We start from the raw sequence: 15,509 nt of genomic DNA, 5'->3' as shown, positions 1-15,509 counted from the left end.
ATCTTCATCTTGCCATTATGTCTACTTAAAACTATTGGCATCTTTTTTGTAATTTTTTATAAAAAAACTTACTAACTTTACATTTATACAAATTAAATTTATGGACGATAATTTTTCACCACAAGTTAGAGATGTAATCACTTTCAGTAAAGAAGAAGCCTTGCGACTAGGGCATGATTTTATTGGAACAGAACATCTATTATTAGGTTTGATAAGAAAAGGAGACGGAAAAGCCATCGAAATATTAACTACGTTTGATGTAGATTTAAATTTGATGCGCAATAAATTGGAAAAATTAAATCCGACTTCACCATCAATAGCAAGCGTCGAAAAAAAGAGCCTGCACCTTACTAGACAAGCTGAAAAAGCGATAAAAACTACTTTTTTAGAAGCTAAATTATATCAAAGTAACGCTATAGACACAGCACATTTATTATTATGTATTTTGCGTAACGAAAACGATCCCAGCACAAAAATGCTTCAAAAATATGATGTAGACTATGAACAAGCAAAAGCATTATACAAACAGTTACATGTAGATGATACTTTTCTTTCTCCATCTGCAGAAACCCCTTCTGACGACGCTTTTAGCGAAGAAAAATCAAATCCTTATGGACAACAAAATCCAAAAGGAAAACAAGCTAAAAAATCCAAAACTCCTGTTTTAGATAATTTTGGGCGCGACTTAACATTACTTGCTACCACCGGAAAGTTAGATCCAGTAGTAGGAAGAATCAAAGAAATTGAACGCGTTTCACAAATTTTAAGTAGAAGAAAAAAAAACAACCCAATGTTAATTGGTGAACCTGGTGTTGGTAAATCTGCCATTGCAGAAGGTTTAGCTTTACGGATTGTTGAAAGAAAAGTATCGCGAATATTATTCGACAAAAGAATTGTTTCGCTAGATTTAGCAAGCTTAGTTGCTGGAACAAAATATAGAGGTCAATTTGAAGAGCGCATGAAAGCCTTAATGAATGAACTAGAAAAGAATGACGACATTATTCTGTTTATTGATGAAATTCACACCATTGTTGGCGCTGGTGGTGCCACAGGGTCTTTAGACGCCTCTAACATGTTAAAACCAGCCCTAGCTCGTGGCGAAATTCAATGTATCGGAGCCACTACTTTAGATGAATTTAGAACCAACATCGAAAAAGACGGCGCTTTAGAACGTCGTTTTCAAAAAGTGATTGTTGAACCTACAACAGTTGAAGAAACTGTTCAAATTTTACATAATATTAAAGGTAAATACGAAGCGCATCATCAGGTATCATTCACCGACGAAGCTATTGACGCTTGTGTAAAATTAACAAATCGTTATATGACAGATCGTTTTTTACCAGACAAAGCTATTGATGCTTTAGATGAAGCTGGATCTAGAATTCATATTACCAATATTGTTGTTCCGCAACAAATTTTAGAATTAGAAGCTAAGCTTGAAGGAATTCGCGAACAAAAAACAAAAGCTGTAAGCGGACAAAAATATGAAGAAGCTGCAAAACTTCGTGATGATGAAAAAAATATTGAAACAGCTTTAGACTCAGCACAAAATCAATGGGAAGAAGACGCTAAATTAAACCGAGAAATTGTTACCGAAGATAACGTAGCCGAGGTAGTTTCTATGATGACAGGAATCCCTGTTAACAGAGTTGCCGAGGCTGAAAGTAATCGTTTGGCAGACTTACCTAGCATGATAAAAGGTAAAGTTATTGGACAAGACGAAGCTGTAACTAAAGTCGTAAAAGCTATTCAACGAAATCGTGTAGGGCTAAAAGACCCAAACAAACCGATTGGTTCTTTTATTTTCTTAGGATCTACCGGAGTTGGAAAGACTCAACTAGCAAAAGTACTGGCTCGTGAATTATTTGACTCTAGCGACTCTTTAATTAGAATCGATATGAGTGAGTATATGGAAAAATTTGCCATTTCTCGTTTAATCGGAGCACCTCCAGGATATGTAGGTTATGAAGAAGGTGGGCAATTAACCGAAAAAGTTAGAAGAAAACCGTACTCTGTAATTCTTTTAGATGAAATTGAAAAAGCACATCCAGATGTTTTTAACATGCTTTTACAAGTTTTAGATGACGGACATATAACTGACAGTCTTGGTAGAAAAATAGACTTTAGAAATACCATTATTATAATGACATCTAACATAGGTGCTCGTAAAGTAAAAGAGTTTGGTGCCGGAGTTGGTTTTGGTACCTCATCGAAAAAAGAACAAGAAGATGCACATGCAAAAAGTATCATTGAAGGCGCATTAAAAAAGTCATTTGCTCCTGAGTTTTTAAATCGTATCGATGACGTTATCATTTTCAACTCATTAGAAAGAGAAGATATTCATAAAATTATAGATATCGAGTTAGAAAAACTTTTAAGTCGCATTGCCGATTTAGGTTATAAATTAATTTTGAGTGAAAAAGCTAAAGACTATATAGCAAACAAAGGTTTTGATAAAAAATACGGAGCAAGGCCTTTAAAAAGAGCTATTCAAAAGTATATTGAAGATGCTTTAGCTGAAGAAATTGTAAATTCAAAGTTAGACGAAGGAGACACAATCTCAATGAATTTAGACGAGAAAAGCAATAAACTCATTATAAAGATAAAAAAAGGGGACAAACCTGAAGAGTCACGTACCGAAATAGAATAATTACAGTTTTTAAAAGTTCCTAAATGCATTTATTTAGGAACTTAACTGTTAATTCATAAAAAAATAAAAGCTAAAATAATTGATATTCTATTAAATATTTTGTCAATTTCTTTGATAAAAAAGCTAAAAAAAGTAACTTCGGCGCCTTAATCCCTTATTTAACTAAACAACAAACCATGAAAAAATTAATATATTTTGCCCTTATAGGACTAACTATTACTTCATGTAAAGAAGAAAAACCTGTAAAAGATTATCTAATTTTATCAGGAAAAATTGAAAATTTTAAAAAGAGAGACGTGACCTTAACTGGTTTTAATTTCGATAAAAAAATAAAATTTGATAAAAAAACAGGGACATTTTCAGACACCATTAGAATTAAAGAAAGAGGATACTATACTTTATCTTTAAATAAAAAACCTATTAGTCTATATCTTTCTGACACTGTCGACACAAAAATAACAGGAGATTATAAAAAATTAAATGAATTTGAGTTCAAAGGAACCAACGCTAACATTAATCGTTATTTCATTCAAAAAAAGGAAAAATTTTCTGAAATTTTAGTAAACGCAAAGAATTTCTTCTCTTTAGAAGAAGAAGCTTTTTTAGATAAAATGGAAGAATATAAAGGCGCCTTAACCGAGTTATCAATCGCTAATAATTTACCTTCTGAATTCTTAAAAAAAGAAGTAAAGAACATTGAATATGAATATTTAAGAAACTTAAGTAATTATCAAGATTATTATAGATATTTAAACGAAGAACAGGATTTTACTGTTTCTGAAGACTTTCCTGACCCTCTTGAAAACTTTAATTATAGCAGCAGTACTGATTATGTAAATTCATATTCTTATCGCAAAATATTAGAAACTCAATTAGATCTTATTGCTAGGGAAAAAGCTAAAGACGGAGGTGATCGTTTTTTATCTTATTTAGAAACTGTTCAAACAAAAGTTAAAGACACCATAGCTAAGAATGATTTATTATACAAAAACGCTAAAGATGGTATAACCCTTACATACAATTTAAAAGAGTTTTATAACAAGTTTATGGAATACTCTACCGATAAAATCCACAAAGAAAAAATATCTAAAACTTATAACATTTTAAAAACAACAGCTAAAGGGCAACCCGCTCCTAAATTTAAAGATTTTGAAAATTATGCTGGCGGAACAACTTCTCTAGATGACCTATTAGGTAAAGGAAAATATCTATACATTGATGTTTGGGCTACTTGGTGTGGTTTCTGTAAAAGAGAAATTCCTCTATTAAAAAAACTAGAAGAAGAGTATCACGGAAAGAACATAGAGTTTGTTAGTATTAGTGTTGATGATAAAAGTCAACATGAAAAGTGGAAGCAAACAATTGTTGACCGTGAAATGACAGGAATACAATTATTTAGTGGTAAAAAACAATCTGAATTAGAATGGGCCAAAAAATTCTTAATAAAAGGATTACCTAAATTCATAATCATCGATCCTGATGGAAACATCGTAAACCCTAATGCACCAGCACCATCTCAAGGTGAAAAATTAATAAACATTTTTGACAAATTAAATATCTAATTTGAAAACAAAAAACCGCCAATAGGCGGTTTTTTGTTTTCATATAACTAACTTAATTTAAAATCGATTATCTCCATCTAAAAGATCACCTAAGCCCCCTAAAACACTTCCCTCTCCTTTATCTCCTCTACCTGTTTGTGGTGCCATTGCTAATACACGTCCTGCTAACCTACTAAATGGTAAAGACTGAATATAAACTGTTCCTGGCCCTTGCAATTTTGCAAAAAACAAGCCCTCTCCTCCAAAAATAGTATTCTTAATTCCACCCACAAATTCAATATCATAATCTACATCTTGCGTAAAACCAACAATACAACCTGTATCAACTTTTAAAACCTCTCCTACTTGCAAAACTTTTTTTGCCATTGTACCGCCAGCATGCACAAAACCGATACCATCACCTTCCATCTTTTGCATTATAAAACCTTCACCACCAAACAAACCTCTTCCTAAACGTTTAGAAAACTCTATTCCTATAGACACACCTTTTGCAGCACACAAAAAGGCATCTTTCTGACAAATAAACTTTCCTCCAAACTCTGATAAATCAATCGGAATTATTTTTCCGGGGTATGGTGAAGCAAATGAAACCTGTTTTTTTCCCTGACCATCATTTGTAAAAACAGTCATAAACAAACTTTCTCCAGTAAGAATTCTTTTTCCTGCCGAGAATATCTTACCTAATAACCCTTTTTCTTGATTAGAACCATCGCCAAAAATAGTATTCATTTTCACCTCAGCATCCATCATCATAAAACTTCCACTTTCTGCAACAACTCCTTCCTGCGGGTCTAATTCAATTTCTACATATTGCATTTCCTCTCCAAAAATGCGGTAATCTATTTCGTGTGCGTTCATAGTTTAATTATTAATATTCAATAATTAGACGTTAAAAACTCTCATTTGTTACGCTTTCACTTTTAAACTCCATTCAAATTCAAATTTAGACACAGAAATTCCGTCTTCATTTACGCCCTCAGAAGTTACCTGAACAGTTTGTCCCTCGCCTGTTACTACCGATTTTTGAATTGCTTCTTTTATCGCTATTCCATCATTACACACAAATACAATTCTACCTGTCGCTTTTTTAGTAAACGTCGCATTCATATTTGTAACCAACATTGATACCTTTTTATTTGATCTATCAATAGCTTGCATTACTAAAATGCCGGTAGTTAATTCTGCTGCCATACCTTGTACTGCCCAAAACATACTCTTAAAAGGGTTTTGATTAATCCATCTATGCTTTACTGTTACCATCGATTTCTCTTCTGTAATCGACTTTACTTTAATTCCGCATATATAAGCAGACGGTAATTTAAATAAGGTAAAAAAATTAATTTTTCGAGGTGTAAACTTCATTTTATCAGTATTTATGGGCAATTTACAGCTTTTTTTATAAAACTTCACAAAAATAAAATATGTTAAAGAAATGTTAATTACAGTACTATGTATTGCATAATACCTTTTAAAAGACATATATTTGCATAGTACAGTATTATATAAAATATTTAACCATGCAACAAAACAAAGAAAACACCAACGCTTTTTTAATACATATATCTGCATTCGCAGGATATTTATTTCCATTAGGTAGTATTATAACTCCTTTAGTTTTATGGCAAACTTTAAAAGATAAAAGCAATTTTTTAGATGAGCATGGAAAAGAAGCTGTAAACTTTAACATCAGTTTTGGATTGTATATTTTTATTTTAAGTGCTTCATTCTTCTCATTCTTTTTCGGAAGTTTTTTAGATATTTTTAACGGAATAGATATTGACTTTGGAGGACATCATTCATACAATGGCCTCTTTGGTTTTATTGGTATTGCTTCTTTAGTAAGTATTGTTTCACTTATTAAAATAGCCTTAATCATTATCGCAGCAATGAAAGCCAATAAAGGAGAAGAATATAAATATCCTTTTACAATTAATTTTATAAAATAACCTCATAAACCGCATTATATGAAGATAGAAAACACCAAAGCACAAATGCGAAAAGGAGTTTTAGAATACTGCATTTTATCAATTTTACAAAATAATGATGCATACACTTCTGAAATACTTTCAACATTAAAAAGTGCAGAAATGATTGTGGTTGAAGGAACTATTTATCCGCTACTAACCCGCTTAAAAAATGCAGGATTACTAAGCTATAGATGGGAAGAATCAACCTCTGGACCTCCAAGAAAATATTACGTTTTAACAGAAAATGGCGGAATGTTTTTAAAAGAATTAAACAAAACCTGGAGTAATTTAGTAAACGCAGTAAACCTAGTAACAAGTACAAAATCAACTAACAATGAATAAGACAATAAATATAAACTTAGGTGGATTCTTCTTTCATATAGATGAAATTGCTTATCAAAAATTAAAACGTTATTTAGAAGCCATTGGGCGTTCTTTAAGTGATGATCCGCAAGGAAAGGATGAAATTATTTCAGATATCGAAGCACGCATTAGCGAACTTTTATCTGAACGTATTACCGATGCTCGTCAAGTAATAAATGAAAACGACATTGAAGAGGTTATCACTATAATGGGTCAACCAGAAGATTATGCTGAAGCTGAAGGCTCATACAATGAAGAAACCTCATATAAAAACCGAAAAAGAAACCAATCTTCAAAAAAATTATTTAGAGATGGAGATGATAAATTTTTAGGTGGTGTTTGTGCTGGTATTGCACATTATTTTAATATTGATGTTATTTGGATTCGCATTGCTTTTATCGTTTTAGTTGCTTCTGGATTTTCTCCTTTAGCTTATGTTATTTTATGGGTGCTATTACCTGAAGCAATAACAACTTCTGAAAAATTACAAATGGAAGGTGAAGCTGTAAATATTGATAACATCGAAAAAAAAATTCGTGACGAGTTTGAATCTTTTTCAACAAAAATAAAAGATGGAGCAACAGGAATTTCAGAGAAAATTTCGAGTGCCGATTATGAAAAAATGCGAGCGCAAACAAAATCGGGTTTTCAAGATTTCATAGATACTATGGGTAAAATATTGCTAACCCTTTTTAAAGTTTTTGGTAAATTTATGGGAATACTATTAATTTTTATTGCTGGTATTACCATTATATCATTGCTTTTAGGTATATTTTCAATAGGTAGTTTAGAGTTTTTAAATGTTGATAGTGATTTCGTGCATTATCCTCCATTTTTTTACGATGCTACTTTACCTAAATGGCTATTATCTACTGCATTATTTGTTTTAATCGGAATTCCGTTTATCGTATTATTTATTTTAGGATTACGAATACTATCACCTAATATTAAAAAATTAAGCACCGCTGCTATTTTAACATTATTAGGAATTTGGTTAGTGTCTTTATTAGCTGTTGCTTTTTCAGGTATCGAATACGCAACAACACACGCGTATAACGGCACAAACGTAAGCAAACATAGTATTAACTATATTAAAGAAGAACCTTTAAAAATTAGAGTTGTTAATGATGATAACATTCATTATAATCATAATTTACGTAACAGAAATAATGCAATATCAGTTTATATTAACAATAAAGAGTTAAAATACTCAAACGATATAAATATTGACGTTCGTAAAAGCGAAACTAACAACGCTTATATAGAAATTAAAAAAACATCAGAAGGCAGAAAGCGAAATAATGCAAATAATAATGCTGAAGCGATTCTGTATAATTTTAAAACTGCTAACAACACCATAGTTTTTGATGCTTTCTTTTTAAGTGAATATAAAAATATTTGGAAAGATGAAGAAGTTAAAGCCACTATTTTTATACCAGAAGGAACAACAATTTATTTTGAAAATTCATCTCGTAGATTTTTAGACGATGTTAAAAATACAAATAATATTTACGACCGCGATATGGCTAACCATTATTTCAAAATGACCTCAAAAGGTTTTGAATGTACTGATTGCTCTATTAATGAAACCGATACTAATAATTGGAATTCGGATAACGATGATGAGATTAGTTTTATGTTTAACAGCACCATAAATGAGGTGAAATCAGAACTTATTATCACAAAAGAAACCACCAGAAACGAATTAAAAAAATTAGCTCGCTGGTTTAAAGACCGCAAAAATATTGATATTGATTTTTCAGAATCAAGCTTTTATGATAACGGAAAGATAAAAACATACTCCTTAAAAGTTGATTGTAATGATGGTTTTAAAGGAAAAACAAAAAAGCTTACAAAAAGTATAATTGTTGGTAATAGAAAACATGGTTTTACAAGAAGTTATAACGAAAATGATTCTATAACCTTTAAAATTTGGTAAATTAAAATTATGGGAACTATTTTTGATTTTTTCTTTAAAGGTAATTTTTTTCTAAAACTCATTACCCTTTTGTATACGTTATTATTTAGTTGGATAACCAACGGACAAGTGCATGAAATTCCTAATTACAAAGCTGTAGACATTGGGTTACACAATGAAATTGTAAAAATGGACAGTATTTATTTTACCGCATACAATACTTGTGACATGAAAACCCAAGCAAATTTTTATGATAAAGATTTAGAATTTTTTCATGACAAGGCAGGTTTATCAACATCTAAAGAAAATCTTTTAAAAGCTTTAGAAAAAAACATTTGTGGTAAAGTAACCCGAACTTTAGTAAAAGGAAGTATTGAAGTTTATCCGATAAAAAATTACGGAGCCATACAAATTGGTTATCATAAATTTTATAACAATCAACAACCAAACGAAAAATCAGTTCCTAGTAAATTTATTGTAATTTGGAAACAAGAAAACAAACAATGGAAAATAACAAAAGTTATTAGCCTACATTAAAATATAGTTAACCCTAAAAAAATTAGGTCATTTGTTATAGCTAACTCCAATGATACTAATACTTGGTTTTATTAAGCCAAAGCTTTATTGCTTTGGCTTTTTTATGCTATTTACAAAAAATACAACTTATTAAAAAACTAATTTATACTTATCCTAAATAAAAAAAGCTATTCTTTTAAAATTATAGTTACATTTGATCCCAATAAGTTCTTTACATACTTCATCAACCGGAAAGGTTTTACTTAGCTGTAGATTAATAGGGAATCGTGTGCAAATCACGAACTGTCGCGCAACTGTAAGTAACACACCAAAGGTTTTATTACTAAAAATCCACTGTTTTTTAATTAAAATGGGAAGGAAAATAAAACTGTTACAAGTCAGGAGACCTGCCTATTCCGAATTGACAATGCTTTCGCGATTTGAAGCTTTTAGTCAGACAGATGCATCTTTTACAAGCCAACTACTTGAATAGGATAGTTATGCCTTGTTTGCTCCTAAATGCATTTTCTTTCTTAATTTTTCTCTCAAAAAAGCATTGCGAAGTGCTTAAAAAAGAGCTTTTAACTAATTTATTAATCATTTAAAGTTAGAAGAAAATGCAAACGCACAATCTTGGCTATCCGCGAATTGGTAGCAACAGAGAACTCAAAAAAGCCTGCGAGCAATATTGGTCAGGCAAAATTTTAGCAGATGAATTGCTAAACGTAGGAAAAAATCTTACCATTAAAAATTGGAAAACTCAACAAAAAGCAGGAATCGATTTAATTCCTTGTAATGATTTTTCTTATTATGATCAAGTTTTAGACATGTCGTTAACCGTTGGTGCTATTCCAAAACGATACAATGAAATAGCTTTAAAAAAATCGACTAATGAACTCGATTTATACTTTGCCATGGCAAGAGGGTATCAAAAAGATGGTATTGATATTACTGCTATGGAGATGACCAAATGGTTTGATACCAACTACCATTACATAGTTCCTGAATTTTATAAAATCAAGAATTTAAACTTTTTTCAAACAAAATCATCAACGAATTTGTAGGAGCAAAACAAGTTGATATAAACGCTAAACCTGTAATTATTGGACTAGTTTCGTATTTACTTTTAGGAAAAGAAAAAGAAGAAAATTTTGACAAACTCGATATAGTTGAAAATCTTTTACCTGTATACATTAACATCTTAAAAGAATTAGCCGCAAAAGGTGCCGAATGGATTCAATTTGATGAGCCTTTTTTAGCATTAGATATTAATGAAAAAACAAAAAAAGCGTATCAACATGTTTACGCAACGTTAAAAAATGAGTTTCCTAAATTAAAAATATTGGTAGCCACTTATTTTGATGGTTTAAAGAACAATGTATCCTTAGCAACCTCATTACCTGTATGTGCTTTACATATTGATCTAGTTCGTAACCCTGAGCAATTAGCCGATGTTTTAAATACATTTCCTGAACAGTTAAGCTTATCTTTAGGTGTTGTTGATGGTAGAAATATATGGAAAAATGATTTCGAAAAATCGCTATCTTTCATCAAAAAAGCGATTGATAAAATTGGAGAAGATCGTGTATTAATTGCTCCATCTTGCTCACTTTTACATACTCCATGTGATTTAGATTTAGAAACTGATGAAAAAACTTTATCATCAGAAATTAAACAATGGATGGCTTTTGCTAAACAAAAAATAAGTGAAGTTGTAGTTTTAAAAACATTAAGCGCTAAAAATGTAAGTAAGGAAGCTAAAATTAAATTAGCAGCTAATAAAGAAGTTATAAAAAACCGCGCCACCTCTAAACTTATCCACAACACAAAAGTAAAAGATAGAGTAAATGCAATAACATTAAAAGACGCTACAAGAAATAATCCTTTTTCTGTTCGTAAAATATCACAGAAAAAAACACTAAACTTACCTTTGTTTCCAACCACAACTATTGGTTCTTTTCCGCAAACAAAAGAAGTTAGAAGTTGGAGGGCTCGATTTAAAAAAGGTGAACTTTCTAATTCAGAATACAATTCTTTACTAAAAGAAGAAACCGAAAAATCTATTCGTTGGCAAGAAGAAATTGATATTGACGTGCTAGTTCATGGAGAGTTTGAACGTAATGATATGGTAGAGTATTTTGGTGAACAATTGGCTGGTTTTGCTTTTACCAAAAAAGGCTGGGTACAAAGTTACGGTAGTAGATGCGTGAAACCTCCAATTATTTACGGAGACGTGCATAGACCTAACCCAATGACTGTTTATTGGACTAACTTTGCCCAATCTTTAACAAAAAAATTGGTCAAAGGAATGCTAACAGGGCCTGTTACCATTTTACAATGGTCTTTTGTTCGTAACGATCAACCTCGCAACGTAACTTGTAACCAAATAGCTTTAGCAATTAGAGATGAAGTGGTTGATTTAGAAAAAGCAGGCATCAATATTATTCAAATTGATGAACCTGCAATTAGAGAAGGTTTGCCTTTGCGAAAAAAAGAATGGCAAAACTATTTACAATGGGCAGTAAATGCTTTTAAAATATCAGCTAGTGGCGTAAAGGATGAGACTCAAATTCACACCCATATGTGCTATTCTGAATTTAATGATATTATTAAAAATATTTCAGACATGGATGCTGACGTAATAACAATTGAATGCTCTCGTTCGCAAATGGAGTTATTAGATGCTTTTGCTGATTTTAAATATCCAAACGAAATTGGTCCAGGTGTTTATGATATTCACTCTCCAAGAATTCCATCAAAAAAAGAAATGGTACTACTTTTAGAAAAAGCAAAAAAAGTTATTCCTGGAGATCAATTATGGGTAAATCCAGATTGCGGTTTAAAAACACGTCATTGGGATGAAACTAAAAAAGCTTTAATTGAAATGGTTGCTGCCGCAAAAGAAGCACAATTAAATTATCACAGTAAATAATCCCTGCCCAAGGTGCAAACCCATCCCCAAAACTAGTGCACCTTGGGTTATTTATATATTAAAATGACTTTTAACGAAAAAATTAAAAAATCAGAAACACGTATTTTTAAAGCTGTTTTTCCTAGCACCACAAATCATTACGATACTCTTTTTGGAGGCACTGCATTACATCTTATGGATGAAGTTGCTTTTATTACCGCAACCCGTTTTAGTCGGCAAAAAATGGTAACGGTTAGTAGTGATAAAATTGATTTTAAAAAACCTATTCCCGCCGGAACGATTATAGAATTAATTGGTACTGTTATTCACGTAGGAAACACCAGCTTAAAAGTAAACGTAGCTATTTATATTGAGCAAATGTATAGTAAGCAAAGAGAAAAAGCTATAGAAGGATCATTTACATTTGTAGCTATTGATACGGATAAAAAACCCATTTCTATAAATTATTAACTTTTCACAAAAAAAACTCACTTTATAAAGTGAGTTTTTTTGTTATTTAAGCGACTCCTAAAATTCTTTGTAACGGAATAATAGTGGCTTGTTTTAAGATTACCGATTTATCAGTTAATCCCCAAATGGTAGTTTCAACCATTTTTAAACCTGTATCATCTACAAAAGTTATTTTTACTTTTTCTTTTTCTAAATTACCAAGTGCCAAAGCTCTTTTTAAATCTAAAATTCGATTAAGTCTTTCTTCTTTTCTTCCTAAAACTTCATTTTTTGAAAAAGTTAAAAATTTAATACACTCTTTTTCAATCACTTTAATATCATTAATTGTATTCATATAATTGGGGGTTTTATAGGTTACATAACTCATTACTTAAAATTATGCTTTTAGCACAAAAACAAATAATATTTTGTGAATATACACGTTTTAACTAAAAAAAACAACACAAATACCTATTTTTAAACCCATAAAAACACAAAATACACAACATCTACTTTTGATAAAACGCGTTATACATTTTAAGTATCTTACCCTTATTCGTTTTCTTTAAATCTATTTTATTATTTTTATCTAATGAAACAGCTTTTTTACTTACTAATACTATCATCATACATTGTAAACGCTCAAAAACTCCCAAAAGGTTTTTCTTATATAAACGATATTGCACCTAGTATTCAGCAAGAACTAAGATACTGTTCAAACAACAATTTTATTGGCACCTCCATAAATGGCTATCAAGAAAGCAAACTTATCATTACTACAGTAGCTGCTAATGCTTTAAAAAAAGTACAAAATGAACTTGTAAAAAAAGGTTTAAGCCTTAAAGTTTTTGATGCTTACCGCCCGCAAACTGCTGTTAATCATTTTGTAAAATGGGCACGTGTTATTAACGACACCTTAAAAAAACAAGAGTACTACCCTACTATAAACAAACGTCATTTATTTAAAAAAGGATATATTTCATCTAGGTCTGGCCATTCTAGAGGAAGTACTGTCGACTTAACTATAGTTAATATAAAAACAAATAAAGAATTAGATATGGGAAGTCCGTTTGATTTTTTTGGTGTATCATCTCATGTTGCTTACCCTAAATTAACCAATCATCAGAAAAAAAACAGACAGTTATTGCAAACAATAATGAATAAAAATAATTTTAGGTCATATAGTAAAGAATGGTGGCATTTTACTTTGCGTCACGAACCTTTTCCTAAAACTTATTTTAGCTTTCCTGTTAAATAAACTATTTATATTTTTTATTTCAACAAACTAATTTTTAACGCTTTGTTTAGAAAAACAAAAAACATCGGCATTATATTTGCTCATATTTATTTTGATATGAAAAAAAGCTTAAATTATTTTTTATTTATATGTGTACTTTGTGTAAACTCTTATGGTTTTGCACAACTAGATAGTGGTTTTGGAAATAAAAAAAGTAATAACACATCCTTTGGTATTGTATCTTCTTCATCAAAAGATGTAAAAAAACCTAAATCATTAGATTTTAAAAATAATAATGGTTTTAAAAACGCTCATAGAGAAGAACAAAAAAAAATTAAAAAAAAACAAGCTGAAAGTAATTTTGAGAACAAAGGTATTTTAACCAAAGCTAAAATAGCTGAACAACAATACTTAAAATCTTTTCAAAAAATAAATGGACTATACAACTACCCTGTTATCGATCAAGATTTAGGTAGTTTTAGCACAAAATCTAAAAATGTAAATATTATTTGTCGTGATTTTCAATATCCAGACGGAGATAAAGTAATGATTCTTGTAAATAATATTCCAGTAGTTAGTAGTGTAACCCTTAAACAAAATTATCAATCCTTTAATATTCCTTTAGATGATGGAATAAATACAATAGATATTATAGCCCTAAACCAAGGTTCGTCTGGACCCAACACTGCGGGTTTTAAGATTTTTAATGATGCCGGAATGGTAATCTCATCTAATCAATGGAATTTAGCTACAGGAGCCAAAGCTTCAATTATTATAGCTAAAGAAAAGAAATAATATTAGAAGTTTTAACTTTATAAAAAGCTAGCAATAATTTTTCAAAAGAACTTTTTTAAAATTACCAAAAACTACTTACTTTTGTAGTTACGTTTTACAACAATAAAAACAAACAAACTTTAAATAAACAACTAATATATAATGAATAAAATAACCAAAGAAACCTATATCAATTGGTATAGAGACATGCTATTTTGGAGAAAGTTTGAAGATAAACTAGCAGCTGTTTACATTCAACAAAAAGTAAGAGGTTTTTTACACTTATATAACGGTCAAGAGGCTGTTTTAGCAGGTTCATTGCATGCAATGGATTTAACTAAAGACAAAATGATTACCGCATATCGTAACCACGTACAACCAATTGGTATGGGTGAAGATCCTAAACGTGTAATGGCAGAATTATATGGTAAAGTTACTGGTACCTCTAAAGGTATGGGTGGGTCTATGCATATTTTTTCTAAAGAACACCGTTTTTATGGAGGTCACGGAATTGTAGGTGGTCAAATTCCATTAGGAGCAGGATTAGCTTTTGGTGACAAATTTAAAGGTAATGATGCAGTAACTTTATGTTATTTTGGTGATGGAGCTGCGCGTCAGGGTTCTTTACATGAAACTTTTAACATGGCAATGAACTGGAAATTACCAGTGATTTTTATTGTTGAAAACAACGGTTACGCAATGGGAACTTCTGTTGAAAGAACTGCAAACCACACAGATATTTGGAAACTTGGTTTAGGATACGAAATGCCTTGTGGTCCAGTTGACGGAATGAACCCTATTAAAGTTGCCGAGGCTGTTGATGAAGCTATCCAAAGAGCTCGTCGTGGCGAAGGACCAACTTTCTTAGAAATGAAAACATACCGTTATAGAGGTCACTCAATGTCTGATGCACAACACTATCGTACAAAAGACGAAGTTGAGGAATACAAAAAAATTGATCCTATTACACAAGTTTTAGACATCATTAAAGAAAATAAATATGCTTCTGAAGATGAAATTGAAGCTATAAAACAAGAAGTAAAAGATTCAGTAAAAGAATGCGAAAAATTTGCTGAAGACTCTCCATATCCAGAATTAAATCAATTACATGATATGGTATACGAACAAGAAGATTATCCATTTATAAAATCTAAGTAAACC

The 15,509-nt window shown here is 30.8% G+C and carries 13 protein-coding genes, 1 pseudogene and 1 riboswitch; of the genes and pseudogenes, 11 read left to right on the top strand and 3 right to left on the bottom strand.

Features of this window, described 5'->3' with window-relative positions; all coding sequences use genetic code 11:
- Nucleotides 1–100: 100 nt before the first annotated feature.
- Both BA195_RS06595 and BA195_RS06590 read left to right on the top strand, forming a co-directional pair.
- The gene (locus BA195_RS06595; protein WP_068703617.1) at nt 101–2,650 is read left to right on the top strand and encodes an ATP-dependent Clp protease ATP-binding subunit; all 2,550 of its coding nucleotides are present in this window, start codon (nt 101–103) and stop codon (nt 2,648–2,650) included.
- A 176-nt stretch (nt 2,651–2,826) separates the two neighbouring features.
- A complete protein-coding gene (locus BA195_RS06590; protein WP_068703615.1) occupies nt 2,827–4,212 on the top strand; it encodes a TlpA family protein disulfide reductase in 1,386 nt (461 codons plus the stop codon).
- A 57-nt stretch (nt 4,213–4,269) separates the two neighbouring features.
- On the opposite strand, the gene BA195_RS06585 is transcribed toward BA195_RS06590, so the two are convergent.
- Together BA195_RS06585 and BA195_RS06580 are read right to left on the bottom strand one after the other, a co-directional pair.
- Nucleotides 4,270–5,070, bottom strand: coding sequence for a TIGR00266 family protein (locus BA195_RS06585; protein ID WP_068703613.1), 801 nt, complete (start codon nt 5,068–5,070; stop codon nt 4,270–4,272).
- A 48-nt stretch (nt 5,071–5,118) separates the two neighbouring features.
- Complete coding sequence (locus BA195_RS06580) at nt 5,119–5,574, bottom strand: DUF4442 domain-containing protein (RefSeq protein WP_068703996.1); 456 nt, start codon at nt 5,572–5,574, stop codon at nt 5,119–5,121.
- Between the two features lie 155 nt (nt 5,575–5,729).
- Here BA195_RS06580 and BA195_RS06575 point away from each other — a divergent pair, with 155 nt between their 5' ends.
- The 6 genes and pseudogenes from BA195_RS06575 to BA195_RS06550 all read left to right on the top strand — a co-directional run bounded on the left by BA195_RS06575 (nt 5,730) and on the right by BA195_RS06550 (nt 12,358).
- Nucleotides 5,730–6,158 carry a DUF4870 domain-containing protein gene (locus tag BA195_RS06575; RefSeq protein WP_028888426.1) on the top strand — a complete coding sequence of 143 codons (429 nt, stop codon included), beginning with the start codon at nt 5,730–5,732 and terminating at the stop codon, nt 6,156–6,158.
- Nucleotides 6,159–6,176: 18 nt separating this feature from the next.
- Nucleotides 6,177–6,521, top strand: a complete 345-nt coding sequence (locus tag BA195_RS06570) for a PadR family transcriptional regulator (protein WP_068703611.1) — start codon at nt 6,177–6,179, stop codon at nt 6,519–6,521.
- Nucleotides 6,514–8,481, top strand: a complete 1,968-nt coding sequence (locus BA195_RS06565) for a PspC domain-containing protein (protein ID WP_068703609.1) — start codon at nt 6,514–6,516, stop codon at nt 8,479–8,481. Before BA195_RS06570 ends, BA195_RS06565 begins: the two co-directional genes overlap by 8 nt.
- A 9-nt stretch (nt 8,482–8,490) precedes the next feature.
- On the top strand, nt 8,491–8,997 hold the full coding sequence (locus BA195_RS06560; protein ID WP_245662324.1) for a nuclear transport factor 2 family protein: 507 nt from the start codon (nt 8,491–8,493) through the stop codon (nt 8,995–8,997).
- A gap of 216 nt (nt 8,998–9,213) precedes the next feature.
- Nucleotides 9,214–9,405: riboswitch (cobalamin riboswitch) on the top strand.
- Nucleotides 9,406–9,593: 188 nt separating this feature from the next.
- Nucleotides 9,594–11,908, top strand: a pseudogene (metE, locus tag BA195_RS06555) (5-methyltetrahydropteroyltriglutamate--homocysteine S-methyltransferase).
- A gap of 63 nt (nt 11,909–11,971) precedes the next feature.
- Nucleotides 11,972–12,358 carry an acyl-CoA thioesterase gene (locus tag BA195_RS06550; protein WP_068703607.1) on the top strand — a complete coding sequence of 129 codons (387 nt, stop codon included), beginning with the start codon at nt 11,972–11,974 and terminating at the stop codon, nt 12,356–12,358.
- 46 nt (nt 12,359–12,404) lie between these two features.
- Here the strand turns inward: BA195_RS06550 and BA195_RS06545 are convergent, their stop codons facing one another.
- A complete protein-coding gene (locus BA195_RS06545; RefSeq protein ID WP_068703989.1) occupies nt 12,405–12,692 on the bottom strand; it encodes a hypothetical protein in 288 nt (95 codons plus the stop codon).
- Between the two features lie 237 nt (nt 12,693–12,929).
- Between BA195_RS06545 and BA195_RS06540 the strand changes: the two genes are divergently transcribed.
- The 3 genes from BA195_RS06540 (at nt 12,930) to pdhA (ending at nt 15,506) form a co-directional block, all read left to right on the top strand.
- Complete coding sequence (locus tag BA195_RS06540) at nt 12,930–13,595, top strand: M15 family metallopeptidase (protein ID WP_068703605.1); 666 nt, start codon at nt 12,930–12,932, stop codon at nt 13,593–13,595.
- Between the two features lie 96 nt (nt 13,596–13,691).
- A complete protein-coding gene (locus BA195_RS06535; protein WP_068703603.1) occupies nt 13,692–14,369 on the top strand; it encodes a hypothetical protein in 678 nt (225 codons plus the stop codon).
- 141 nt (nt 14,370–14,510) lie between these two features.
- Nucleotides 14,511–15,506, top strand: coding sequence for a pyruvate dehydrogenase (acetyl-transferring) E1 component subunit alpha (pdhA, locus tag BA195_RS06530; protein WP_068703601.1), 996 nt, complete (start codon nt 14,511–14,513; stop codon nt 15,504–15,506).
- Nucleotides 15,507–15,509 lie beyond the last annotated feature (3 nt).

Origin of the sequence: Tenacibaculum soleae, assembly GCF_001693415.1 — a bacterium.
Taxonomy (GTDB): domain Bacteria; phylum Bacteroidota; class Bacteroidia; order Flavobacteriales; family Flavobacteriaceae; genus Polaribacter; species Polaribacter soleae.
This window is presented reverse-complemented; position numbering and strand designations above follow the sequence as displayed.